Consider the following 24,491-nt stretch of genomic DNA (forward strand, 5'->3'; position numbering starts at 1 on the left):
CATGCGTTTCCTCCTCGACACCGAGCAGCGCGACTTCGCGTCCGCCCTGCGGGCGCTGCTGGCGGCGGCGGACACCCCGCGGGTGGTACGGGACTGGAGCCGCGGTGAGCACGCGAGCGGGCGGGCGCTGTGGGGTCGTATCGCCGAGGCGGGGGTGTTCGGTCTTGCGGTGCCGGAGGAGTACGGCGGGGCGGGCCGCCGGCCGGTCGAACTCGCCGTCGCCTGCGTCGAGTTGGGGCGGTACGCGATGCCCGGGCCGGTGGCGGAGACAGTGGCGGCGGCGGTGCTGCTCGATGACGGCGAGGGCCTCGCCAAGCGGTTCCTGCCGGGGATCACGTCGGGAGAGACGATGGCCACGGTGGCGTCCGAGAGCCACGGGTACGGCTTCGCGCTGGACGGGGACGCGGCCGATGTGCGGCTGGCGGCCACGCCGGAGGGGCTGCGGTTGTCGCCCGGTGCCGGTGCGGTGCGCCGGTCCCTGGATCCGGCGCGCCGGCTCACCCCGCTGCCGCCGGTCGGCGAGCTGGTCGGCGCGGAGCCGGTATGGGCGGAGGCAGTGCTCTGGGCCCGGCTGGCGACGGCCGCCCAGGCGCTGGGCGTGGGGCTGGCGCTGCTCGACCGGACGGTGGAGTACGTCAAGCAGCGCACCCAGTTCGGCGTGCCCATCGGGTCGTTCCAGGCGGTCCGGCATCGGCTGGCCGACGTGAAGATCGCGTTGGAGTTCGCCCGGCCGATGGTGTTCGGGGCGGCCGTGACGATGAGTCCGGCGGACGTGGCCGCGGCGAAGCTCAGCGCGTGCGAGGCCGGGTACGCGGCGGCGCGGGCGGCACTGCAACTGCACGGGGCGATCGGGTACACGGCGGAGTACGACCTGTCGCTCTGGCTGACCAAGGCGCGGGCCCTCCGGGGGGCTTGGGGTGCGCCGGAGGAGTGCAGACGGGTGGTCCTCGGTCGTCCTTAGGCTGCGGGCCGGTGGGGGCTGGTCGCGCAGTTCCCCGCGCCCCTGCGGGGCGCGTCAGTGATCGCCTCTTGTCAGCTCCCGGTACTCCTCCTGGGTCGGCTTGGGGATGTGGGTGTCGGGGCCGAACATTCCCCTGGCCAGGCTCGCCCGTACCCGCTGCGAGAGCGTGACCTTCCGCCGTACCCCGTTGGCGTCCTCCAGTGGGCCCAGTTCGTAGGGCGGGTTCTGTTCGTGCTGGGTGAGGGTGAACAGCTGGGCCTGGCTGAGGGGTTCGTGGACCTCGATGTACTCGCCGTGCGGAAGCATCTTGATGAGGCCGGTCTCCCTGCCGTGCAGCACCTTGTCGCGGTCCCGGCGTTGCAGTCCGAGACAGATCCGCTTGGTGACGACGAAGGCGAGGACGGGGGCGACGAAGACGGAGATCCGTACGAACCAGGTGATCGTGTTGATGGAGAGATGCAGGTGGGTGGCCACGATGTCGTTGCCGCCGCCGATCAGCAGCACGAAGTAGACGGTGAGCCAGGCGACGCCGAGGGCGGTGCGGACGGGGGCGTTGCGCGGCCGGTCGAGGATGTGGTGTTCACGTCGGTCGCCGGTGATCCACGCCTCGATGAACGGGTAGACGCCGATGGCGAGGAGGAAGAGCGGGAAGAGCGAGAAGGGGATGAAGACGCCCAGTTCCAGGGTGTGCCCCCAGGCGTTGATCTCCCAGCCGGGCATCACCCGGATCAGGCCCTCGGAGAAACCTAGGTACCAGTCGGGCTGGGCGCCCGTGGTCACCAGGTCGGGGCGGTAGGGGCCGAACGCCCAGACCGGGTTGATGGTGGCGATGCCGCCGATGACCGCGAGGACACCGAAGACGAGGAAGAAGAAGCCGCCGGCCTTGGCCATGTAGACCGGCAGGAAGGGCATGCCGACCACGCTCTTCTGGTCGCGTCCGGGCGCCGGGTACTGGGTGTGCTTGTGGTAGAAGACCAGGATCAGGTGGGCGACGACCAGGCCCAGCATGATCCCGGGCAGCAGCAGGACGTGGATCGGGAAGAAGCGCGAGATGATGTCGTGCCCCGGGAACTCCCCGCCGAACAGGAACATCGAGAGGTACGAGCCGACGATCGGGATGGACAGGATCGCGCCGTCGGCGAACCGGACGCCGGTGCCGGAGAGCAGGTCGTCCGGGAGCGAGTAGCCGGTCAGGCCGGTGAGGATGGCCAGGAACAGCAGGGTCCAGCCGAGCAGCCAGTTGACCTCGCGGGGCTTGCGGAAGGCGCCGGTGAAGAAGACCCGCATCATGTGGACGACCATCCCGGCCACGAAGACCAGCGCCGCCCAGTGGTGGATCTGCCGGATCAGCAGGCCGCCGCGCACGTCGAAGCTGATGTGCAGCGTCGACTCGTACGCCTTGGTCATGATGATGCCGTTCATCGGCTCGTAGCTGCCGTGGTAGACGACCTCGGCGCCGCTGGGCTCGAAGAACAGGGTGAGGTAGACGCCCGTGAGGATCAGGATGAGGAAGCTGTAGAGGCAGATCTCACCGAGCATGAAGGACCAGTGGTCCGGGAACACCTTGCGCATGTTGGCCTTGGCAAGGCTGTAGATCCCGAGCCGCCCGTCCGCCCAGTCCGCGAGTTTCTCGCCCTTGCCGGGCGGAGCCGCCCGGTCCGCTGAACTCCCCAGCCGTGCCTGTCCGTTCACCGTTCGCGCGCCGTCGTCCATACGTCGCCCGCCTCCCCGCCGGATCACCCCTCAGGGTGGCATGCCGGAGCGCTACAGCCAACGGGGCGACGTAAACTCAGGCCGCCCCGACGCCCGGCCCGATGCCCACTCCGGCACCCGGCCCGACGATGCCCGCCGCCCGCGCCGCCGCCAGCCACTGCGGGAACTCTCCGACGACCCGGTCGTACAGCTCCCCGTCCGGGACCTTCCGCGGGTCCGAACCGGCGTGGAAGAAGCCCGCGTTGTCCACCACCCGCTTCCCCGGCACCGCCAGCTCGTCGAGCCTGCGCAGGAAGTCGAACTGCTTGCTGCGCGGGTCGCCGAAGCCGACGAACTGCCAGAACAGCGGCAGCTTCGCCGCCTTGCACAGGTAGCGTTCCGCGGCGAGCTTGTTGACCGGGCCGCCGTCGGTCTGGAAGACGACCAGGGCGGGTGCCGTGGCGCCGCTGTCGAGGTAGTGGTCGATGACCGCGTCCATGGCGAGGTGGTAGCTGGTCCTGCCCATGTGCCCCAGCCCGGCCGCGATCTTCTCGATCCGGCCCTCGTGGCCGGCGAGTTCGATGTCGGTGACCGCGTCGATGTCGGTGGAGAAGAAGACGACGGGCACCCGGCCGTCGTCGTCGAGGTGCGCGGAGAGCCCCAGCACCCGGTCGGCCAGCGCCTGGACGCTGCCGTCCGCGTAGTACGGCTTCATGGAGCCGGAGTAGTCGACGACCAGGTAGACGGCGGCACGCAGGCCGTCGAGTCCGTGCTTGGTGAGGGAGATCCCGGCGGAGCGGTAGGTACCGACGAGGGCGGGCGCCGTCCGCTCCACCTTGCTGAGACTGATCGCGGCCATCGTCTGCTCCCTCAACCCGTGGTCAGGAGGCCGAGGTTACTTGATCAGCGGACATGCGGCGGCGCCTGCCCGGTCGTCCGGTCGGGGACTGTGGGGCAGGCGCCGTCAGTGTTCCGTACGCCTTTGTACGGGACGTTCTCAGGAGGTCGTCAGACCATCAGCGAGCGGTCCGTCGGGCGGATCGGGGCCGGGAGGTCGCTCGCTCCGGTGAGGAAGCGGTCGACGCCCTTGGCGGCCGAGCGGCCCTCGGCGATCGCCCAGACGATCAGGGACTGGCCGCGGCCCGCGTCACCGGCGACGAAGACACCCGGCACGTTGGTCTGGAAGTCGGCGTCGCGGGCGACGTTGCCGCGCTCGTCGAGGTCGAGACCGAACTGCTCGACCAGGCCGTTGGCCCGGTCGGTGCCGGTGAAGCCCATGGCCAGGGTGACCAGCTGAGCGGGGATCTTCCGCTCGGTGCCCGGCTTCGGGGTCAGCTTGCCGTCGACGAACTCCACCTCGGTGAGGTGCAGCCACTGGACGTTGCCGTCCTCGTCGCCCTCGAAGTGGGTGGTGGAGACGGAGTAGACCCGCTCGCCGCCCTCCTCGTGCGCCGAGGTGACCTTGTAGAGCATCGGGAAGGTCGGCCACGGCTGGTGCGGCGCGCGGTCCTCGCCCGGCCGGGGCATGATCTCCAGCTGGGTGACGGAGGCCGCGCCCTGGCGGTGGGCGGTGCCCACGCAGTCCGCGCCCGTGTCACCGCCGCCGATCACGACGACGTGCTTGCCCTCGGCCGTGATCGGAGAGGTGACGTAGTCGCCCTCCTGGACCTTGTTGGACAGCGGCAGGTACTCCATCGCCTGGTAGACGCCCTTGAGTTCACGGCCGGGGACCGGGAGGTCACGGGCGGTGGTGGCGCCGGCGGCGATGACGACCGCGTCGTACCGCTTCTTCAGGTCGGTCGCCTTGAGGTCGACGCCGATCTCGATCCCGGTACGGAAGCGGGTGCCCTCCGCGCGCATCTGCTCGATACGGCGGTTGATGTGCCGCTTCTCCATCTTGAACTCGGGGATGCCGTAGCGGAGCAGGCCGCCGATGCGGTCGGCGCGCTCGTAGACGGCGACCGTGTGGCCGGCCCGGGTCAGCTGCTGGGCGGCGGCCAGACCCGCCGGACCGGACCCGATGACGGCGACGGTCTTGCCCGACAGGCGCTCGGGGGCCTGCGGGGCGACGGTGCCCGCGTCCCACGCCTTGTCGATGATGGAGACCTCGACGTTCTTGATGGTGACAGGCGGCTGGTTGATGCCGAGCACGCACGCCGACTCGCAGGGGGCCGGGCAGAGGCGACCGGTGAACTCCGGGAAGTTGTTGGTCGCGTGCAGCCGCTCCGACGCGGCGGTCCAGTCCTCGCGGTAGGCGAAGTCGTTCCACTCGGGGATCAGGTTCCCGAGCGGACAGCCGTTGTGGCAGAACGGGATGCCGCAGTCCATGCACCGGCTGGCCTGCTTGCTGATGATCGGCAGCAGCGAGCCGGGGACGTAGACCTCGTTCCAGTCCCGGACCCGGTCGGCGACGGGGCGGGTCTCGGCGACCTCACGGCCGTGGTTCAGGAAGCCCTTCGGGTCAGCCATTGATCGCCGCCTCCATCATCTTCTCGTGGGTCTCGGTCTCGGAGAGACCCGCTCGCTCGGCGGCGTCCTTGGCGGCGAGCACTGCCTTGAAAGTACCGGGAATGATCTTGCTGAACCGCTGCACGGCCGTGTCCCAGTCGGCGAGCAGCTTCTCGGCGACCGTGGAGCCGGTCTCCTCGGCGTGCCGGCGCACCACGTCGTGCAGCCACTGCCTGTCGGTGTCGTCGAGCGCCTCGACGGCCTCCAGGTTGCCGGCGTTGACGTTGTCGACGTTCAGGTCGATCACGTACGCGATGCCGCCGGACATACCGGCCGCGAAGTTGCGGCCCGTCTCACCAAGGACCACCGCGTGACCACCGGTCATGTACTCGCAGCCGTGGTCGCCCACGCCTTCCGAGACGACGGTCGCGCCGGAGTTGCGGACGCAGAACCGCTCGCCGGTGCGGCCGCGCAGGAACAGCTCGCCGCCGGTCGCACCGTAGGCGATGGTGTTGCCCGCGATGGTGGAGTACTCCGCGAGGTGGTCGGCGTTCCGGTCCGGACGGACGATCACCCGGCCGCCGGACAGGCCCTTGCCGACGTAGTCGTTGGCGTCGCCCTCCAGGCGGAGCGTGACACCGCGCGGCAGGAAGGCGCCGAAGGACTGGCCGGCCGAGCCGGTGAAGGTGATGTCGATGGTGTCGTCGGGCAGGCCCGCGCCGCCGAACTTCTTCGTCACCTCGTGGCCGAGCATGGTGCCGACCGTGCGGTTGATGTTGCGCACCTTGACCTGGGCGCGCACCGGGTGGGCGTCGGTGGCGCTGGAGGCGGCCAGGGCGTCCGCGGCGAGCTTGATCAGCTCGTTGTCCAGGGCCTTCTCCAGGCCGTGGTCCTGCGCGATCGTCTGGTGCAGGGCCGCGCCCTCGGGCAGCTCGGGCACGTGGAAGAGCGGGGTCAGGTCCAGGCCCTGCGCCTTCCAGTGGTCGACGGCACGGGTGACGTCCAGCGTCTCCGCGTGGCCGACGGCCTCCTCGATGGTGCGGAAGCCCAGCTCGGCGAGGATCTCGCGGACCTCCTCGGCGATGAACTGGAAGAAGTTCACCACGTACTCGGCCTTGCCGTTGAAGCGGTCGCGCAGCACCGGGTTCTGGGTGGCGACGCCGACCGGGCAGGTGTCGAGGTGGCAGACGCGCATCATGATGCAGCCGGAGACGACGAGCGGCGCGGTCGCGAAACCGAACTCCTCGGCGCCGAGCAGCGCGGCGATGACCACGTCCCGGCCGGTCTTCAGCTGGCCGTCGGTCTGCACCACGATGCGGTCGCGCAGGCCGTTGAGCAGCAGGGTCTGCTGGGTCTCGGCGAGGCCGAGCTCCCAGGGGCCGCCCGCGTGCTTCAGCGAGGTCAGCGGGGAGGCACCCGTGCCGCCGTCGTGACCGGAGATCAGCACCACGTCCGCGTGCGCCTTGGAGACGCCCGCGGCGACCGTGCCGACGCCGACCTCGGAGACCAGCTTGACGTGGATCCGGGCCTTCGGGTTCGCGTTCTTGAGGTCGTGGATCAGCTGAGCCAGGTCCTCGATGGAGTAGATGTCGTGGTGCGGCGGCGGCGAGATCAGGCCGACACCCGGGGTGGAGTGCCGGGTCTTGGCGACCCACGGGTAGACCTTGTGGCCGGGCAGCTGGCCGCCCTCGCCGGGCTTGGCGCCCTGGGCCATCTTGATCTGGATGTCGTCCGCGTTGACCAGGTACTCGGAGGTGACACCGAAGCGACCGGAGGCGACCTGCTTGATCGCGCTGCGCCGCGCCGGGTCGTACAGGCGCTCCGGGTCCTCGCCGCCCTCACCGGTGTTGGACTTGCCGCCCAGCTGGTTCATGGCGATGGCGAGGGTCTCGTGGGCCTCACGCGAGATGGAGCCGTACGACATGGCGCCGGTGGAGAAGCGCTTGACGATCTCGGAGACCGGCTCGACCTCGTCGATGGAGATCGACGGGCGGTCGCTCTTGAAGCCGAAGAGCCCGCGCAGCGTCATCAGGCGCTCGGACTGCTCGTTCACGCGGTCCGTGTACTTCTTGAAGATGTCGTAGCGGTTCGAGCGCGTGGAGTGCTGGAGGCGGAAGACCGTCTCCGGGTCGAACAGGTGCGGCTCGCCCTCGCGGCGCCACTGGTACTCGCCGCCTATGTCGAGGGCACGGTGCGCCGGCGCGATGCCGGAGGCCGGGTAGGCCTTGGCGTGCCGGGCGGCGACCTCCTTGGCGATGACGTCGATGCCGACGCCGCCGATCTTGGAGGCGGTGCCGTTGAAGTACTTCTCCACGAAGCCCGCTTCGAGACCGACGGCCTCGAAGACCTGGGCGCCGCGGTAGGAGGCGACCGTCGAGATGCCCATCTTGGACATGACCTTCAGGACGCCCTTGCCGAGGGCGTAGATCAGGTTGCGGATGGCCTGCTCGGCCTCGATGCCCGGCAGGAAGGTGCCCGCGCGGACCAGGTCCTCGACGGACTCCATGGCCAGGTACGGGTTGACGGCGGCCGCGCCGAAGCCGATCAGCAGGGCGACGTGGTGGACCTCGCGGACGTCACCGGCCTCGACGAGCAGGCCCACGTGGGTGCGCTGCTTGGTACGGATGAGGTGGTGGTGCACGGCGGCGGTGAGCAGCAGCGAGGGGATCGGCGCGTGCTCGGCGTCCGAGTGGCGGTCCGACAGGACGATCAGCCGGGCGCCGTTCTCGATGGCGGCGTCGGCCTCGGCGCAGATCTCCTCGATGCGCGCGGCGAGCGAGTCGCCGCCGCCGGAGACCCGGTACAGGCCGGACAGGGTCGCGGCCTTGAAGCCGGGCATGTCGCCGTCGGCGTTGATGTGGATGAGCTTGGCCAGCTCGTCGTTGTCGATCACCGGGAAGGGCAGCACGACGCTGCGACAGGACGCGGCGGTCGGCTCCAGCAGGTTGCCGGCGGGGCCGAGGGACGAGCGCAGGGAGGTGACGAGCTCCTCCCGGATGGCGTCCAGCGGCGGGTTGGTGACCTGCGCGAACAGCTGGGTGAAGTAGTCGAAGAGCAGCCGCGGGCGGGCGGACAGCGCGGCGATCGGCGAGTCGGTGCCCATGGAGCCGATCGGCTCGGCGCCGGCCTTGGCCATCGGCGCCAGGATGACGCGCAGCTCCTCCTCGGTGTAGCCGAAGGTCTGCTGGCGGCGGGTGACCGAGGCGTGGGTGTGCACGATGTGCTCGCGCTCGGGCAGGTCGCCGAGCTCGATCTCGCCGGCCTCCAGCCACTCCGCGTACGGGTGCTCGGCGGCGAGGGCCGCCTTGATCTCGTCGTCCTCGATGATGCGGTGCTCGACGGTGTCGACGAGGAACATCCGGCCCGGCTGGAGGCGGCCCTTGCGGACGACCTTCGACGGGTCGATGTCGAGGACGCCGACCTCGGAGCCGAGGACGACCAGGCCGTCGTCGGTGACCCAGTAGCGGCCGGGGCGCAGGCCGTTGCGGTCGAGCACGGCACCGACCTGGGAGCCGTCGGTGAAGGTGACGCAGGCGGGGCCGTCCCAGGGCTCCATCATCGTGGAGTGGTAGCCGTAGAAGGCGCGGCGGGCCGCGTCCATGGAGTCGTGGTTCTCCCACGCCTCCGGGATCATCATCAGCACGGAGTGCGGCAGCGAACGGCCGCCCAGGTGCAGGAGTTCGAGCACCTCGTCGAAGGACGCCGAGTCGGAGGCGTCGGGCGTACAGATCGGGAAGACCCGGTCGAGCTTCTCCTGCGGGCCGAACAGGTCGGAGACCAGCTGGGACTCGCGGGCGACCATCCAGTTGCGGTTGCCCTTGACGGTGTTGATCTCACCGTTGTGGGCGACGAACCGGTACGGGTGGGCGAGCGGCCACGACGGGAAGGTGTTGGTGGAGAACCGGGAGTGCACGAGCGCGATCGCGGACGCGAAGCGGCGGTCGGACAGGTCCGGGAAGAAGGGCTCGAGCTGGCCGGTGGTCAGCATGCCCTTGTAGACGATGGTCCGCGCGGACAGCGACGGGAAGTAGACGCCCACCTCGCGCTCGGCGCGCTTGCGCAGCACGAACGCCTTGCGGTCCAGCGCGATGCCCTCGCTGGCGTGGTCGGTCACGAAGACCTGCCGGAAGACCGGCATGGTGGAACGGGCGGTGGCGCCGAGCAGTTCCGGGGCGACCGGGACCTCGCGCCAGCCGAGGACGGTGAGGCCCTCCTCGTCCGCGATCGTCTCGATCCGCGAGACGGCGTCCTCGGTGCCGTCCTCCGGGAGGAAGGCGATACCGACGGCGTAGGAACCGGCCGCCGGCAGGTCGAATCCGGCCACCTCACGGAAGAAGGTGTCGGGCACCTGGGAGAGCAGGCCCGCACCGTCGCCGGAGTCCGGCTCGGAACCGGTGGCGCCGCGGTGCTCCAGGTTGCGCAGCACCGTGAGCGCCTGCTCGACCAGCGCATGGCTCGCCTCGCCGGTGAGGGTGGCCACGAAGCCGACGCCACAGGCGTCGCGCTCGTTGCGGGGGTCGTACATACCCTGCGCAGCAGGGCGAGCATCCATGAAGGACCAGTTCTGGCCATTCGCGGAGTGCTGGGACGGCTGGCGCGGCGTACGCATCGGCTCTCCCGTCGTCGTCAGTGGCATATAGCAGGTGCCGAGGGACGACGCTGGCCCTCTGCGTTTTTTGTTGCGAAATTTCACGCAGGTTACATGATGGAGCGATTCTCGGGAACCGGATACACCGTTCCAACATGCGGACGCCGCAGGGGTTTACGGCGGGGTACCGCGCCGGGCGGCGAAGGCGGTGGGGGACCGATCGGGACAGATCCGTGTCCATCGGTCCGCGGGGGGTGGGGATGAGCGTCGTGTCACCCCGAAGGTGCATGACAGGCGTCATTGCCTGCGGCGCTTACGGCTCATGCCCAGTGGTTAAGCATTCGAAACCAGCGAGTAACGGCTACTTATGCGGCCCAACGCATAAGTAGCGGTCCGCCTATCCTACGGCCGTTCCGAACAGTGCGCCCAGGGCGTACGTCACACCGGCCGCCGCGCCACCGAGGGCGAGCTGCCGCAGCCCGCTGAACCACCAGCTCCGTGCGGTCACCTTGGCCACCACGGCACCGCAGCCGAACAGCCCGGCGAGGGCCAGCAGCAGGGCGGGCCAGAGCGCGGTGGCACCGAGCAGGAACGGCAGCACGGGGAGGAGGGCGCCCAGCGCGAACGACCCGAAGGACGACACGGCGGCGACCAGCGGCGACGGCAGATCACCGGGGTCGATCCCCAGCTCCTCGCGCGCGTGTATCTCAAGGGCCTGCTCGGGATCGGCGGACAGCTGCCGGGCGACCTCCCGCGCGAGCGCCGGCTCCACGCCCCTCGCCTCGTACAGCGCGGCCAGCTCGGCCTCCTCGTCCTGCGGATGGCGGCGCAGCTCCCGGCGCTCGACGTCCAGCTCGGCCTCGACGAGTTCGCGCTGCGAGGCGACGGACGTGTACTCGCCCGCCGCCATGGAGAAGGCACCGGCGGCGAGCCCCGCGAGGCCGGTGATGACGATGGTCTGGTGACCGACGGCGCCGCCCGCCACGCCGGTCATCAGCGCGAGGTTGGAGACCAGGCCGTCCATGGCACCGAAGACGGCGGGCCGTAGCCAGCCGCCGTTGACGTCGCGGTGGGTGTGGTTGTCGCGGTGGGCCGCGTGGAGCGTCGCTTCGGTTTCGATGATGGCCATGAGGGTCCCCCAGGAGTCTCGTGAGGCGGCCTCGCATAAGCTGAGGCAAAGCTAACTTTGGACAAGTTCTATCTTTTGACAACGCCACAGTACGTCGCCGCATTCCACGTCGCCAGCAAGGAAAGGCTGGGCTAACCTGCGGTTTTACCGCTCACCGCTCAGGTGTGCGAGGGCTTGCACAGCTGTCGACCGGGTGATGTAGAGACCTGGGAGGCTGCGGTCAACCGCCGTTGGTGGGACACATCCGCAAACGGTTCCGCGCCCGTGCGCGAAGCCCCTCCCGGAGAGGCCCGCCCATGCCATCTGTCGTCTGCGCCACCTCGGTCCCCCTCCCCGACGAGCCCGCCCCCGCCCCGCGCGAGCGGGCCCGGGGCGCGCTGCTCGGGCTGGCCGTCGGGGACGCGCTCGGGGCGCCGGCGGAGAACATGAAGCCCTCCGAGATCCGCGCCCGCTGGGGCCGCATCACGGGGTACGTCACCGACAACCCGGCGGGGACCGACGACACGGAGTACGCGATCTTCTCCGGTCTGCTCCTCGCCCGGCACGGCTCGGCGCTCACCCCCGGCCATGTCGAGGCGGCCTGGCACGAGTGGATCGCCAGCCGCGCCGAGGGCCCCTTCAGGGGCGCGGGCTTCAGCGAACGCGGCACGCTGGAGAACCTGCGCCGGGGCCTCGCCGCGCCGATCTCCGCCCAGCACCGGCACGCCTGGAGCGACGGCCTGGCCATGCGGGCGGCACCCTTCGGGGTCTTCGCGGCCGGCCGCCCCGCCGAAGCGGCCCGTCTCGTCGCCATCGACGGCTCCGTGAGCCACGAGGGCGAGGGCATCTACGGCGGCCAGGCGGTGGCGGCGGGCGTGGCGGCGGCCATGGCGGGGGCTCCCCCCACGGCGGTGGTCGCGGCCGCGCTCGCGGTGATCCCGGACGACTCCTGGACGGCGCGTTCGCTGCGCCGGGCCGTGTCGGTGGCCCACCGCGGGGAGCGGGCGGTCCGCTCGGCGGTGGTCATCGGCGGCTACCCGTGGACCGACCTGGCCCCCGAGGCGGTGGCCCTGGCCTTCGGCGCGTACGCGGCGGCCGACGGCGACTTCCGGGACGCGGTGCTGACCGCCGTCAACATGGGCCGCGACGCGGACACCACGGCGGCGGTCGCGGGCGCGCTGGCGGGGGCGACCCGGGGCGAGGCCGCGATCCCGCCGGAGTGGGGCGCGGCGATCGGCCCGGCTCGCGGGAGCTGCCTGCCGTCGATGGCGGGACAGCACGTACTGGAGGTGGCGGAACGGCTGACGCGGACGGCGCCGACGAGGACGGCGCCGGCAGAGCTGACGGGGACGGCGCCGGCGGAGCTGACGGGGACGGCACCGGCGGAGACCGAGCGCCACTCCTCGGCGTCCGCCTTTCTTCCGAACGAGTCGGGTGGTGGGCGGGCGAGGCTCCGGGGGTCCGGAGGGCGGACCCCCCTGCGCGTCACCGGCAGCGAGGGCCGGCGGTGAACCGGCGCCGGATCGAGGGGCTGTTGCTCGGCCTCGCCGCCGGGGACGCCGCCGGCTGGCCCGCCGCCCGGCACCGCGCCGCCCGCATGCCGGAGTGGACCCGCCGTCTCACCCGCGAACTGGACACCTTCGCCGAACAGAACGCGACCACCACCCTCCCCGTCCCCATCGCCCTCAACCAGTCCCCCGAGCCGCTCCGCCTCGGCCCCTCCGACGACGCCGAATGGGCCGCCTTCGCCGCCGAGGCCGTCCTCCGCGCCGGCGACGACACCCTCCTCGGCGACCTCAGCCGCGAGCTCCGCACCCGCGCCGCCATCGACCTCACCTGGACCGCCGTGGCCTCCGAGGTCGCCGCCGCCGCGGAACGCGCCCCCGAGGTCGAGTCCGCCGTGCTCCCGCTGCGCGCCCGCATCTCCGTGCGCGCCGGTCTCGGCAACCTCGCCACCGGTCTGCGCCCGCCGGCATCCGGTCACGACAACCCGCACTACTTCGACGACGCCGCCTGCGTCCGCGCCTGCGCGCTCGCCGTCGCCCACCCCGGCGACCCGCGACGCGCCGCCGACCTCGCCGAGTTCGACGCCCGCTACACCCAGGACGGCGACGGCGTGCACGGCGCCCGCGCCATGGCCGCCGCCCTCGCCCTCGCCCTGGCCGGCGCCGAGGTCGAGGCGTGCGTGGCCGCCGCCCTCGCCGAACTCCCGGAGTCCACCGAGATCGGCCGCAACGCCCGCCACGCCCTGACCCTCACCGGCGCGGCCGACACCGCGTTCGCCGCCGTCCCCCTCCTCGAACACCAGATCGTCGACCACGTCTACAGCTACGGCATCGCGGCCGCCGAGACCGTCCCGGTCGCCCTCGCCCTGGCCACCGCCGCGCGCGGCCGGATCGCCGAGGCCGTACCGGCCGCCGCCTGTCTGTCCAGGGTCGCCGACTCCGCCCCCGCGCTGGCCGGCGCGCTCACCGGCGCCCTCGGCGGCGCCGAGTCCATCCCGCCGTCCTGGCGGGACGCCTGCCGGACCCTCTCCGGCTGCGCCCTCCCTCGCCTCACCGGCACCGACCTCGTGGAACTCGCCGGACTCCTGGAAGCCGCACAACCGGCCCGTCCAGGTGGATGATTCGGTGCATGACGCCCAAAGGAGAAGAAAGCACCGGCGCTTCGCTCGACGAGCGGATCACCGGGGCCCTCGTCGGGGCCGCCGTCGGCGACGCGCTCGGCGGCCCGGTCGAGGGCTACTCCCCCGACCAGATCCTCGAACGCCACGGCGGCCGCGTGCACGGCATCGTCGGCCCCTGGAACGGCGACGCCTGGCGCACCGCCCGCCCCGTCGCGCCGTACCACAAGGGCGACGGGCACGTCACCGACGACACCTTGATGACCCATGCGCTGGTACGGGTGTACGACCGCGTCCGCGATCACCTCGACGCGTACGCGATCGCCGACCATCTGGTCCCCGACCTGATGACCAACCCGCGCTGGATCCCCGAGCTGGAGGCGGAGACCATCCCGCTGCACCGGATCTTCCTCGCGGAGAAATGGCTGGCGGCCCGCCTCCACTACGGCCACGTCGACCCGCGGGAGGCCGGCGCCGGCAACATCGTCAACTGCGGTGCGGCGATGTACATGGCACCGGTCGGCCTGGTCAACGCGGCGAACCCGGGCGCCGCGTACGCCGAGGCGCTGGACGTCGCGGGCGCCCACCAGTCGTCGTACGGCAGGGAGGCGGCGGGCGTCTTCGCGGCGGCGGTGGCGGCGGGGGCCGCGCCGGGAGCCACCCCGGACTCCGTCGTCACCGCCTGCCTGTCCCTGGCCAAGGACGGCACCCGCGAGGCGATCGAGAGCGTCTGCGAGGAGGCCGTGCGCCACTCCGACTTCGAGTCGGCGCTCGTTCCCCTCCGTGAGGCGGTCGCCCCCTACGACACGGTGGGGCCCGACTACCGCTCCCCCTCGCTCGGCGCCCGCCGCCCCTCCCGCCTCCACTCCATCGAGGAACTCCCGGTCGCGCTCGGCATGTTGCTGGTGGCCGACGGCGACTACCGGCGGGCCGTGCTCGGTGCCGTCAACTACGGCCGGGACTGCGACTCCATCGCGACGATGGCGGGCGCGGTCGCCGGGGCACTGGGTTCGCCGGTGCCGGAGGAGTGGTCGAAGCGGGTGGCGGAGGCGAGCCGCCTCGACCTCTGGGAGCCGCCGCGCGTCCTGACCGGGGTGGCCCGGGAGGTCTTCGCCCGCGACCTCGGACGCCGGCGTGCCCACGAGGAGTCCTTCGCCCGGCTCGGAGGCCCGAGTTGCTCCGCCTGACCTGGGTCCAGCCGGAGGACCTGCTGGGCCACGAGTTGCGCCAGGCGCGGCAGGACGGGCGGGAGCCGGCGGCGGTCGAGGCGCGGTGGCGGGCAGCGGGGGGTGCGGAGGCACCCACGCGGGCCGGGGCGTCGCCGGACCGGGCGTCCCGTTATCTGCGGCAGCTGGCGGAGGACCTGCTGGACGAACTCGCGGATCTGCCGAGCAGGTTGAACGAGCCGACGGAGCTGGCCGACATCAGGGCGCTGTGTCCTGAGTGGCCGGACGCGCCACGGGGAGGGCGGTGCGGGCCGTCGTGCGACTGCGGGGGCGCGGGGGCGGGTCGCGCAGTTCCCCGCGCCCCTATGGGGCGCGCTGCCCAGCCGTGTCCTGCCCAGCTGCGGGCAGGCGTGTCGCAGGGCGGCACGGGTGGGCGCAGCGGCACCATGCTCGCGCCGGTAGGCGACACCCGCCGCCCCCGGCCCCCAGCCCCCCGCGCCTACCACGCCGCCTGGCTCGGCAGAGCCGTCGGGTGTCTGCTCGGCAAGCCCGTCGAGAAGCTGCCCCTGCACGCCATCCGCGACCTCGCCCGGGCCACCGGCAACTGGCCGCTCAACCAGTACTTCACCGCCCGGGGCGTACCGGCCGAACTGCTCGCCGCGCACCCCTGGAACCGCCGCTCGGCGCCCACCTCCCTCGCCGAGAACATCGACGGCATGCCCGAGGACGACGACCTGAACTACCCCCTCCTGAACGTCCTCCTCCTCCAGCGCCACGGCCGTGACTTCACCACCGCCGACGTGGCGCGGCTCTGGCTCGACGAACTCCCCGCCGGCCGTACCTTCACCGCCGAACGCGTCGCCTACCGCAACCTCCTCAGCGGTGTCGAACCCCCGTACACCGCCCGGCACCGCAACCCCTTCCGGGAATGGATCGGCGCCCTGATCCGTGCCGACGTGCACGGCTGGACCAACCCGGGCGATCCGGCCGCCGCCGCCGGGCAGGCGCACCGTGACGCCACCCTCACGCACACCGCCAACGGCGTCTACGCGGCGATGTTCACGGCGGCCGTCATCGCCACCGCCGCCACCGGGACCCATGACGTCCACGCCTGTCTGCGCACCGGCCTCTCCGTGGTCCCGCCCCGCTCCCGCCTCGCCGTCGCGCTCGACCACGCGATCCGGCTCGCCGGGACCCACGAGGACTTCGAGACGGTCGTGGACGAACTCCACCGCGTGCACTCCCCCACCCACCACTGGGTGCACGCCGTCCCCAACACCGCCCTGATCGCCGCCGCCCTCACCCACGCCGACGGGGACTTCACCGGCGCCGTCACCCGCGCGGTGAGCGGCGGCTGGGACACCGACTCGAACGGCGCGACCGCGGGCTCCGTCGCCGGACTGCTGGCGGGTGACCCCGACGCCCTCCCCGACCGCTGGACGACCCCGCTCAAGAACCGACTCGCCACCTCGGTCGCCGGCTTCGACGGCACCGGTTTCGACGCCCTCGCCCACCTCACCCACCTGGAGGCGACCCGCCCATGACCCATATCGCCGTACTCGGCAGCACGAACATGGACCTCGTCGCGTACGCCGAGAAGGCGCCGCGCCTCGGCGAGACCGTGACGGGACGGGAGTTCCGTACGATCCCCGGCGGCAAGGGCGCCAACCAGGCGATCGCCGCCGCCCGCGCCGGCGCCACCGTCTCGATGATCGGCGCGGTCGGCCACGACTCCTACGGCGCCCGGCTGCGCGAGACCCTGGAACACTCCGGCGTGGACACCGACTCGCTGCGCACCATCGAGTGCCCCTCCGGCACCGCGCACATCGTCGTGGACGACGGGGGCGGCAACGCGATCGTCGTGGTCCCCGGCGCGAACGGCACCGTCGACCATCTCGCCCCGGGCGACGAAGGTGTCATCGCGTCCGCCGACACGCTCCTCCTCCAGCTGGAGATCCCCCTCGCGGCGGTCGTGGCGGGCGCGCAGGCCGCCCGCAGGCACGGCGTCCACACCATCCTCACGCCGTCCCCTGTCATCCCCCTCCCGAGCGAACTCCTCGACAGCATCGACCTGTTGGTGGCCAACGAACGGGAGGCGGCGGCACTCACCGAGCGCACGGACCCGCGCGACGCCGCCGCCGCGCTGCTCGGCCTGGTGCCCCAGGTCGTCGTCACGCTCGGCGCGGCCGGCAGCCTCTACCTGACCCGCGACGCCGCTCCTCTCGTCATCCCCGCGCCCCGGGTGGCCGCCGTCGACTCGACAGGCGCGGGCGACACCTTCGTCGGCGCGCTCGCGGTGGCCCTCGCCGAGGAGAAACCGGTCCGCGAGGCCCTGTCCTGGGCCGCCGCCGCGGCCGCGCTCGCCGTCCAGCGGGAAGGGGCGTCGACGTCGATGCCGTACCGCCCAGAGATCGAGGCCCAGTACACGGCATGAGTACGACAACACAGCCCCAGCCCCTCGGCGGACTGCGCGTCCTCGACCTGGCCACCCTCTTCGCCGGTCCGCTCGCCGCCACCCTGCTCGGTGACTTCGGTGCCGAGGTCGTCAAGGTCGAGCACCCCACCAAGCCCGATCCCTCCCGCGGCCACGGCCCGGCCAGGCAGGGCGTCGGCCTGTGGTGGAAGGTCCTCGGCCGCAACAAGCGCGCCATCACCCTCGACCTGTCCAGGCCCGGCGGCCGCGCGACGCTGCTGAAGCTCGCCGCGACCGCCGACGTGGTCATCGAGAACTTCCGACCCGGCACCCTGGAGAAGTGGGACCTCGGCTGGGCGGAGCTGTCCGCCGTGAACCCCCGGCTGATCCTGACCCGGGTCACCGCCTTCGGCCAGTTCGGCCCCTACGCCCACCGTCCCGGCTTCGGCACCCTCGCCGAGGCGATGAGCGGGTTCGCGGCGATCACCGGTGAACCGGACGCGCCTCCCACGCTGCCGCCGTTCGGTCTCGCCGACTCCATCGCGGCGCTCGCGACGGCGTACGCCGTGCTGACCGCGCTCGCCGGCCGGGACCGCACCGGTGAGGGCCAGGTCGTCGACATGGCGATCATCGAACCGATCCTGACGGTGCTCGGCGCCCAGCCCACCTGGTACGACCAGCTCGGCTACGTCCAGGAGCGCACCGGCAACCGGTCCGCCAACAACGCCCCGCGCAACACCTACCGCACGGCGGACGGGGACTGGGTCGCGGTCTCCACCTCGGCCCAGTCGATCGCGGAACGCGTGCTGCGGCTGGTCGGGCGCCCGGAGCTGATCGACGAGCCGTGGTTCGCGACCGGCGCCGACCGGGCCGCGCACGCCGACGTCCTGGACGCGGCCGTCGGTGACTGGGTCGCCACCCGCTCCCGCGCCGAGGTGCTGGCCGAGTTCGAGAAGGCGGAGGCGGCGGTGGCCCCGATCCAGGACGTCCGGGACGTCATGGCGGACCCCCAGTACCAGGCGCTGAACACGATCACCACGGTGCCCGACCCCGAACTGGGGCCGCTGCGCATGCAGAACGTCCTCTTCCGGCTCTCCGCGACCCCCGGCGCGATCCGCTGGGCGGGCCGCCCGCACGGCGCGGACACCGACGAGGTCCTCACCGAGCTGGGTCTGACCGGGGCGCAGGTGCGGGCGCTGCGCGAGGAGGGTGCCGTATGACCGTCGTGCCGTTCCCGCTGACCTGGCTGTACGTCCCCGGGGACCGGCCGCGTGTCGTCACCAAGGCGCTGGCGTCCGGGGCGGACGTGGTGGTGGTCGACCTGGAGGACGCGGTCGCCCCCGACCGCAAGGACTACGCGCGTGCCGCCACCGCCGAGTTGCTCACCCAGCGCCGGCCGGTCCCGGTGCACGTCCGGATCAACGGCCTGGACACCCCCTGGGCCGAGGCCGACCTGACGGCCCTGCTCGGTCTCCCCGGCCTCGACGGGCTGCGGCTGCCGAAGGTGACCAGCCCGGCCGACATCCACCACGTCGCCGGCCGGACCACCGCCCTCCCCCTCTACGCCCTGCTGGAGTCGGCCCTCGGCATCGAGCACGCCTACGCCATCGCCGCCGCCCATCCCGCTCTGCGGGGCATCTCCCTCGGCGAGGCGGACCTGCGGGCCGACCTGGGCGTACGGGACGACACCGGCCTGGACTGGTCCCGCTCCCGGATCGTGGTCGCCGCCCGGGCGGCGGGTCTCGCCCCGCCGCCCCAGTCGGTGCACCCCGACACCCGCGACCTCAAGGGTCTGGCCGCGTCCTGCGCCCACGGCCGTGCCCTGGGTTTCCTGGGCCGCGCCGCCATCCACCCGCGCCAGCTCCCGATCATCGAGCGGGCCTACCTCCCCACGGAGGCCGAGGTGGAACAGGCGGAGACCGTCATCAAGGCGGCCACCACGGAACAGGGCGCCCAGGCCCTCCCGGACGGCAGCTTCATCGACGCGGCGGTGGTGGCGGCGGCCCGCAGAACCCTGTCCCTGGTAAGCCACCGCTGACCTGTTCTCTCCGCCGCACCGCTGACCTGTTTTCTCCGCCGCAGCGGCAAACACGCCCACGGCGCTCTCCGGCGGTGCCGGGCCGACCGCGACCCGTCGGCCCGCATGCGAAGAGGGCACCCGATCGGATCTCGGGCGCCCTCTTCGTCGTATCGCAGCAGGTCAGCTCTTTTTGGTCGCCGACCCGGCCTCGTCCTTGACCTCGTCCTCGGCCTCGTCCTCGGCTTCCGCCTCGTTCTCGCCCTCGGCGTCGGTCTCGGCTTCGGGAGCCTTCTCGGTGTCAGCGGGTTCAGCGGCCTCGCCCGTACCGTCGGCCTCACCGTCGGAGACGCCCGGCTCGACCACCGTTTCCCGGCCCGGCCGCTTCTTCGCGGAGAGCACGATGTACAGCACCGCGAGCAGGAACACGATCATCGCGGTCCAGTCGTTGAGCCGCAGGCCGAGGATGTGGTGGGCGTCGTCGACGCGCATGTACTCGATCCAGCCGCGGCCCACGCAGTACGCGGCGACGTACAGGGCGAAGGCACGGCCATGGCCGAGCTTGAAGCGCCGGTCGGCCCACATCACGAGGAAGGCGACGCCGATGCACCACAGCGACTCGTACAGGAACGTCGGGTGATAGTAGCCCGGGACCCGGCCGCCCTCGGAGGAGGTGATGTGCAGGGCCCAGGGCACGTGGGTCTCGCGGCCGTACAGCTCCTGGTTGAACCAGTTGCCCCAGCGGCCGATCGCCTGGGCCAGGGCGATACCGGGGGCGATGGCGTCGGCGTACGCCGGGAGCGGGATGCCACGGCGCCGGCAGCCGATCCACGCACCCACCGCGCCGAGCGCGATCGCGCCCCAGATACCGAGGCCGCCCTGCCACACCTTGAACGCGTCGACCCAGTCACGGCCCTCGCTGAAGTACAGCTCGTAGTCCGTGATCACGTGGTAGAGACGTCCGCCGACCAGGCCGAACGGCACCGCCCAGACAGCGATGTCGGCCACCGTGCCGGCCCGCCCGCCGCGGGCGATCCAGCGCTTGTTTCCGAGCCAGACGGCTACGAAGACACCGATGATGATGCAGAAGGCGTAGCCGCGCAGCGGAATGGGACCGAGGTGGATCACTCCGCGCGAAGGGCTGGGAATGTAGGCGATTGTTTCCATGGCAGGGTCGACGCTACCGTGCCGGACCGGGCCGACGGCAACCAGCCCGGCTACGGCTCCATAACAGGGGCATGAGAATCGCTTACCCCCGCCTACCCCTTGTTCGCGTCCTCGACCAGCTGCTTCAGCTTCGCCGGGGTCATGGTCTGGTCCTGGTAGATGTTCTTTCCGTCGAGCAGGACCGTCGGCGTGCCGCTGAACCCGCCCGCCTGGAAGGCCTGGTTGGACTTCACCACCCAGGCGTTGTGCGTGCCGTCGTTGACGCACGTGCGGAAGGCCGGCGTGTCGAGGCCCTTGACCTTGCCGGCCAGCCCGATCAGCTTGCCGTTGTCGGCGAAGGCGTCGTCGGTCTCCTCGGGCTGGTTCTCGTAGAGCACGTCGTGGAAGTCGCGGAACTTCCCGGCGTCCTGGGCGCAGGCCGCCGCGTTGGCCGCGTGCCGGGAGCCGCTGCCGCCGAGGTTGCCGTCGATCAGGGTGGCCAGGTGGTACTCGATCCTGAGTTTCCCGGAGTCGACCAGCTCGTGGAGCGTGGGCCGGTACGCCGTCTCGAAGGCCTTGCAGGCCGGGCAGCGGAAGTCCTCCCAGACGGTGAGCGTCGCCTTGGCGCCGTCCTTGCCGACCGGGATCGCAAGACTGTCCTTGCCCTGCGCGCCCGACGGCGCCACGACCGGCCCCGAGCTCTCGCTCTTCTTGTCCTTGCCCGCGTTCGCGGCGACGACGCCGATCACCGCGGCCAGGCCCAGCACGCAGACCACGCTCGCGCCCACGATCAGTGCGCGCCGCCGCCTGTCCGCGGCCCTGTGCTTCTCGCGCTCGGCCGCCAGCCGTTCACGGGCCATCCGCTTTCCGTCACGATTCTTCTCGCTCACACCCCCAGAACGAACCGGGGAGGCGCACCGCGCCTCCCCGGTCCCAGGTCCACCCGTTCGAGTGACCGAATGTTCTGTCATGCCCGGGGGCACCCCCGAGGGTCACGCCTGTCCGCGCACGCCCTTCGCCAGTTCACCGGCGAGTTCACGGACCGCCGTGACACCGGCCGCGGCGTCCGGCGCCTCCAGCATCCGCTTCACGAAGGCCGAGCCGACGATCACCCCGTCGGCGAACCCGGCCACCTCGGCGGCCTGGACCGCGTCGGAGACGCCGAGGCCGACGCAGACGGGCAGCCCGGTACCGGTGGCGCGGGTGCGGTCGACCAGGTCGTGGGCCTGCGCGCCGACCGATTCACGCGTACCGGTGACACCCATCAGCGACGCCGCGTAGACGAAGCCGCTGCCCGCCGCCGTGATCGTGGCGAGCCGTTCGTCCTTGCTGCTCGGCGCCACCACGAAGACCGTCGCGAGGCCGTGCTTCTCGGCGTGTTCCCGCCACAGCGCCGACTCCTGGACCGGCAGGTCGGGCAGGATGCAGCCGACGCCGCCCGCCTCGGCCAGTTCGGCGGTGAAGCGCTCGACGCCGTAGCGGTCGATGGGGTTCCAGTACGTCATGACGAGGATCGGCTTGCCGGTGGCCGCGAAGGCCTCCCGCACGGTCCGCATCACGTCCGCGATCCGGACGCCGCCGCGCAGGGCGATGTCGTCGGCGGTCTGGATGACCGGGCCGTCCAGGACGGGGTCGCTGTGCGGCAGCCCCACCTCGACGACGTCCGCGCCGCCGTCGAGGACCGCCTTGATCGCCTCGATGCCGCCATCCACGGTCGGGAACCCGGCCGGGAGGTAGGCGATGAGCGCGGCACGGCCCTCGCCCTTGGCCGCGGCGAGGGTCTCGTCCAGCAGCTGAATGTTCCCGCTCACTTGGCGTCCCCCTCGATCTCGGCGGTGGCGGTGGCGTCGGCGGCGACCTCGGCGTCGGTGTCGTACAGGCCGAAGTAGCGCGCGGCGGTGTCCATGTCCTTGTCGCCGCGCCCGGACAGGTTGACGACGATCAGGCCGTCCTTGCCGAGCTCCCTGCCGACCTCCAGGGCACCGGCGAGGGCGTGGGCGCTCTCGATGGCCGGGATGATGCCCTCGGTGCGGGAGAGCAGGCGCAGGGCCTGCATGGCCGCGTCGTCGGTGACCGCCCGGTACTCGCCGCGGCCCGAGTCCTTGAGGTAGGAGTGCTCCGGGCCGATGCCCGGGTAGTCCAGACCGGCCGAGATCGAGTACGGCTCGGTGATCTGGCCCTCGTCGTCCTGGAGGACGTAGGACCGGGAGCCGTGCAGGATGCCGGGTTCGCCTGCGGTGAGGGTGGCCGCGTGCTCGCCGGTCTCGATGCCGTGGCCTGCCGGCTCGCAGCCGATGAGGCGGACGGTCTCGTCGGGGATGAACGCGTGGAAGAGGCCGATGGCGTTGGAACCGCCGCCGACACAGGCGACCGCCGCGTCGGGGAGGCGGCCGGCGCGCTCCAGGAGCTGGCGGCGGGCCTCCACGCCGATGACCCGGTGGAAGTCGCGGACCATGGCCGGGAAGGGGTGCGGTCCGGCGACCGTGCCGAACAGGTAGTGGGTGCGGTCGACGTTGGCCACCCAGTCGCGGAACGCCTCGTTGATGGCGTCCTTGAGGGTGCGGCTGCCGGACTTCACGGCGATGACCTCGGCGCCGAGCATGCGCATCCGGGCCACGTTGAGGGCCTGGCGCTGGGTGTCGATCTCGCCCATGTAGATGGTGCAGTCGAGGCCGAACAGGGCGCAGGCGGTGGCGGTGGCGACGCCGTGCTGGCCGGCGCCGGTCTCCGCGATGACCCGGGTCTTGCCCATGCGCTTGGTGAGCAGGGCCTGGCCGAGCACGTTGTTGATCTTGTGGGAGCCGGTGTGGTTGAGGTCCTCGCGCTTGAGGAAGACGCGGGCGCCGCCCGCGTGCTCCGCGAAGCGGGGGACCTCGGTCAGGGAGCTGGGGCGGCCGGTGTAGTTGACCAGCAGGTCGTCGAGCTCGCGGGCGAACTCGGGGTCGCTCTTGGCCTTGTCGTACTCGACGGCGACCTCGTCCACGGCGGCGACCAGGGCCTCCGGGATGAACTTGCCGCCGAAGGCGCCGAAGTAGCCCTCGGCGCTGGGCACCTGACCGGTGGGGTCAGGGAAGAAGAAATCGCTGGGCATGCCAGAACCTCACGGTGAGTGCGTGTGAAAAACACTGTTCGCCGTGGGGCGGGGGGTTGTTCGTTGGCTGCGGGCCGTCAGTGGCTTGTCGCGCAGTTCCCCGCGCCCCTAACGGGGCGCTGCCATCGGCGTCCGTTCACCTGTCCCGGTTCGTCGCCGATGACGTAGCGGACGCGGCGGCCGTAGACTCGGCGGGCCGGCGCACGGCAACCGCGGGGCCGGCAGCCGCGCGCGAGGCGGGCGTACCGGTCCACTGTCGTCGGCACCGGGAGAGTCATCGGGGTCAGCCTAGCGGGTGATCAGCCTCGGCCGTGCCGGAGTGCGGGGTGTTCGCCCGCGGCCACCAGGTCGGCCACCGCCGACTTGGGGTCGCGGCCCGTCACCAGGGACTCGCCGACCAGGACCGCGTCGGCGCCCGCGTTGGCGTACGCGATCAGGTCGTGCGGGCCGCGGACGCCGGACTCGGCGACCTTGACGACGGAGGCGGGGATCTCGGGGGCGACGCGCTCGAAGGTGGTGCGGTCGACCTCCAGGGTCTTCAGGTTGCGCGCGTTGACACCGATGATCTTGGCACCCGCGTCCACCGCGCGCTCCACCTCGTCCTCGTCGTGGACCTCGACGAGCGGGGTCAGGCCGATGGACTCGGCGCGCTCGATCAGCGACTCCAGGGCCGGCTGCTCCAGGGCGGCGACGATCAGCAGCGCGAGGTCGGCGCCGTAGGCCCGGGCCTCCCACAGCTGGTACGACGTGACGATGAAGTCCTTGCGCAGCACCGGGATGTCCACCCGGGCCCGGACCGCCTCCAGGTCGGCCAGCGAGCCGCCGAAGCGGCGCTGCTCGGTCAGGACCGAGATGACGGCCGCGCCGCCCGCCTCGTAGTCCGCGGCGAGCCCGGCCGGGTCGGCGATCGCGGCCAGCGCGCCCTTGGACGGGCTGGAGCGCTTGACCTCGCAGATGACCTTGACGCCCTCACCGCGCAGCGCGGCCACGCCGTCCTTGGCGGCGGGCGCCTTCGCCGCGCGCTCCTTGAGCTCGTCGAGGCTGACGCGCGCCTGCCGCTCCGCGAGGTCGGCACGGACTCCGTCGATGATCTCGTCGAGCACACTCACGCGAGCGGCCCCCTTTCGGACGGTTCTTCCAGGCGGTCAAATCCCATGAGTAAGAAACCCATGGTCAATCCGATGGTATCCGCAGGACGGCGCAGGCCCCGCATCCGGTTGACGGCGATCCCACTACCT

The 24,491-nt window shown here is 71.9% G+C and carries 19 protein-coding genes; 8 read left to right on the forward strand and 11 right to left on the reverse strand.

What is annotated here, in order from left to right; all coding sequences use genetic code 11:
• Position 1 precedes the first annotated feature (1 nt).
• The gene (locus tag MB828_RS45905; RefSeq protein ID WP_301653342.1) at positions 2-961 is read left to right on the forward strand and encodes an acyl-CoA dehydrogenase family protein; all 960 of its coding nucleotides are present in this window, start codon (positions 2-4) and stop codon (positions 959-961) included.
• A 54-nt stretch (positions 962-1,015) separates the two neighbouring features.
• Here the strand turns inward: MB828_RS45905 and qcrB are convergent, their stop codons facing one another.
• The 5 genes from qcrB to MB828_RS45930 all read right to left on the reverse strand — a co-directional run bounded on the left by qcrB (position 1,016) and on the right by MB828_RS45930 (position 10,818).
• A complete protein-coding gene (gene qcrB, locus MB828_RS45910; RefSeq protein WP_301653343.1) occupies positions 1,016-2,674 on the reverse strand; it encodes a cytochrome bc1 complex cytochrome b subunit in 1,659 nt (552 codons plus the stop codon).
• 76 nt (positions 2,675-2,750) lie between these two features.
• Positions 2,751-3,512: a vWA domain-containing protein gene (locus MB828_RS45915; RefSeq protein ID WP_301653344.1), complete on the reverse strand. Its 762-nt coding sequence runs from the start codon at positions 3,510-3,512 to the stop codon at positions 2,751-2,753.
• Between the two features lie 149 nt (positions 3,513-3,661).
• Entirely contained in the window at positions 3,662-5,122 is a 1,461-nt protein-coding gene (locus MB828_RS45920; RefSeq protein ID WP_133028322.1) for a glutamate synthase subunit beta, read from the reverse strand.
• Positions 5,115-9,710: a glutamate synthase large subunit gene (gltB, locus tag MB828_RS45925; protein WP_301653345.1), complete on the reverse strand. Its 4,596-nt coding sequence runs from the start codon at positions 9,708-9,710 to the stop codon at positions 5,115-5,117. Before gltB ends, MB828_RS45920 begins: the two co-directional genes overlap by 8 nt.
• A gap of 376 nt (positions 9,711-10,086) precedes the next feature.
• The gene (locus MB828_RS45930; RefSeq protein ID WP_133028320.1) at positions 10,087-10,818 is read right to left on the reverse strand and encodes a VIT1/CCC1 transporter family protein; all 732 of its coding nucleotides are present in this window, start codon (positions 10,816-10,818) and stop codon (positions 10,087-10,089) included.
• A 296-nt stretch (positions 10,819-11,114) separates the two neighbouring features.
• Here MB828_RS45930 and MB828_RS45935 point away from each other — a divergent pair, with 296 nt between their 5' ends.
• The 7 genes from MB828_RS45935 to MB828_RS45965 are packed head-to-tail and all read left to right on the forward strand — an operon-like array spanning position 11,115 to position 19,037.
• Positions 11,115-12,308 (forward strand): ADP-ribosylglycohydrolase family protein, encoded by a 1,194-nt coding sequence (locus MB828_RS45935; RefSeq protein WP_301653346.1) that lies wholly within the window; start codon positions 11,115-11,117, stop codon positions 12,306-12,308.
• Positions 12,305-13,423, forward strand: a complete 1,119-nt coding sequence (locus MB828_RS45940; protein ID WP_301653347.1) for an ADP-ribosylglycohydrolase family protein — start codon at positions 12,305-12,307, stop codon at positions 13,421-13,423. The genes MB828_RS45935 and MB828_RS45940 overlap by 4 nt, the downstream gene beginning before the upstream one ends.
• Positions 13,424-13,431: 8 nt before the next feature.
• Positions 13,432-14,607, forward strand: a complete 1,176-nt coding sequence (locus tag MB828_RS45945) for an ADP-ribosylglycohydrolase family protein (RefSeq protein ID WP_301653348.1) — start codon at positions 13,432-13,434, stop codon at positions 14,605-14,607.
• Positions 14,595-16,130 (forward strand): ADP-ribosylglycohydrolase family protein, encoded by a 1,536-nt coding sequence (locus tag MB828_RS45950; RefSeq protein ID WP_301653349.1) that lies wholly within the window; start codon positions 14,595-14,597, stop codon positions 16,128-16,130. Before MB828_RS45945 ends, MB828_RS45950 begins: the two co-directional genes overlap by 13 nt.
• Positions 16,127-17,020: a ribokinase gene (gene rbsK, locus MB828_RS45955; protein ID WP_301653350.1), complete on the forward strand. Its 894-nt coding sequence runs from the start codon at positions 16,127-16,129 to the stop codon at positions 17,018-17,020. Before MB828_RS45950 ends, rbsK begins: the two co-directional genes overlap by 4 nt.
• Complete coding sequence (locus MB828_RS45960; RefSeq protein ID WP_301653351.1) at positions 17,017-18,219, forward strand: CaiB/BaiF CoA transferase family protein; 1,203 nt, start codon at positions 17,017-17,019, stop codon at positions 18,217-18,219. Before rbsK ends, MB828_RS45960 begins: the two co-directional genes overlap by 4 nt.
• Complete coding sequence (locus MB828_RS45965; protein ID WP_301653352.1) at positions 18,216-19,037, forward strand: HpcH/HpaI aldolase/citrate lyase family protein; 822 nt, start codon at positions 18,216-18,218, stop codon at positions 19,035-19,037. The genes MB828_RS45960 and MB828_RS45965 overlap by 4 nt, the downstream gene beginning before the upstream one ends.
• 162 nt (positions 19,038-19,199) lie before the next feature.
• Here MB828_RS45965 and lgt read toward each other — a convergent pair whose 3' ends face one another.
• The 6 genes from lgt to trpC form a co-directional block, all read right to left on the reverse strand.
• Positions 19,200-20,183, reverse strand: coding sequence for a prolipoprotein diacylglyceryl transferase (gene lgt / locus MB828_RS45970; RefSeq protein WP_301653353.1), 984 nt, complete (start codon positions 20,181-20,183; stop codon positions 19,200-19,202).
• Between the two features lie 92 nt (positions 20,184-20,275).
• On the reverse strand, positions 20,276-21,052 hold the full coding sequence (locus MB828_RS45975) for a DsbA family protein (protein WP_133028312.1): 777 nt from the start codon (positions 21,050-21,052) through the stop codon (positions 20,276-20,278).
• A gap of 102 nt (positions 21,053-21,154) precedes the next feature.
• A complete protein-coding gene (gene trpA, locus MB828_RS45980; protein WP_301653354.1) occupies positions 21,155-21,973 on the reverse strand; it encodes a tryptophan synthase subunit alpha in 819 nt (272 codons plus the stop codon).
• A complete protein-coding gene (gene trpB, locus MB828_RS45985) occupies positions 21,970-23,253 on the reverse strand; it encodes a tryptophan synthase subunit beta (RefSeq protein ID WP_133028310.1) in 1,284 nt (427 codons plus the stop codon). Before trpB ends, trpA begins: the two co-directional genes overlap by 4 nt.
• Positions 23,254-23,330: 77 nt before the next feature.
• Positions 23,331-23,531 carry a tryptophan biosynthesis modulator TrpM gene (trpM, locus tag MB828_RS47070; protein WP_430381525.1) on the reverse strand — a complete coding sequence of 67 codons (201 nt, stop codon included), beginning with the start codon at positions 23,529-23,531 and terminating at the stop codon, positions 23,331-23,333.
• A 21-nt stretch (positions 23,532-23,552) separates the two neighbouring features.
• Positions 23,553-24,362, reverse strand: a complete 810-nt coding sequence (trpC, locus tag MB828_RS45990; RefSeq protein WP_133028308.1) for an indole-3-glycerol phosphate synthase TrpC — start codon at positions 24,360-24,362, stop codon at positions 23,553-23,555.
• Positions 24,363-24,491: the final 129 nt, after the last annotated feature.

Source organism: Streptomyces arenae (genome assembly GCF_022343545.1).
Taxonomy (GTDB): domain Bacteria; phylum Actinomycetota; class Actinomycetes; order Streptomycetales; family Streptomycetaceae; genus Streptomyces; species Streptomyces humi.

Coding starts and splice junctions, on each gene's coding strand:
- MB828_RS45905 (WP_301653342.1), top strand. CDS start 2: ATGCGTTTCCTCCTCGACACCGAGCAGCGCGACTTCGCGTCCGCCCTG.
- qcrB (WP_301653343.1), bottom strand. CDS start 2,674: ATGGACGACGGCGCGCGAACGGTGAACGGACAGGCACGGCTGGGGAGT.
- MB828_RS45915 (WP_301653344.1), bottom strand. CDS start 3,512: ATGGCCGCGATCAGTCTCAGCAAGGTGGAGCGGACGGCGCCCGCCCTC.
- MB828_RS45920 (WP_133028322.1), bottom strand. CDS start 5,122: ATGGCTGACCCGAAGGGCTTCCTGAACCACGGCCGTGAGGTCGCCGAG.
- gltB (WP_301653345.1), bottom strand. CDS start 9,710: ATGCGTACGCCGCGCCAGCCGTCCCAGCACTCCGCGAATGGCCAGAAC.
- MB828_RS45930 (WP_133028320.1), bottom strand. CDS start 10,818: ATGGCCATCATCGAAACCGAAGCGACGCTCCACGCGGCCCACCGCGAC.
- MB828_RS45935 (WP_301653346.1), top strand. CDS start 11,115: ATGCCATCTGTCGTCTGCGCCACCTCGGTCCCCCTCCCCGACGAGCCC.
- MB828_RS45945 (WP_301653348.1), top strand. CDS start 13,432: ATGACGCCCAAAGGAGAAGAAAGCACCGGCGCTTCGCTCGACGAGCGG.
- rbsK (WP_301653350.1), top strand. CDS start 16,127: ATGACCCATATCGCCGTACTCGGCAGCACGAACATGGACCTCGTCGCG.
- MB828_RS45960 (WP_301653351.1), top strand. CDS start 17,017: ATGAGTACGACAACACAGCCCCAGCCCCTCGGCGGACTGCGCGTCCTC.
- MB828_RS45965 (WP_301653352.1), top strand. CDS start 18,216: ATGACCGTCGTGCCGTTCCCGCTGACCTGGCTGTACGTCCCCGGGGAC.
- lgt (WP_301653353.1), bottom strand. CDS start 20,183: ATGGAAACAATCGCCTACATTCCCAGCCCTTCGCGCGGAGTGATCCAC.
- trpB (WP_133028310.1), bottom strand. CDS start 23,253: ATGCCCAGCGATTTCTTCTTCCCTGACCCCACCGGTCAGGTGCCCAGC.
- trpM (WP_430381525.1), bottom strand. CDS start 23,531: ATGACTCTCCCGGTGCCGACGACAGTGGACCGGTACGCCCGCCTCGCG.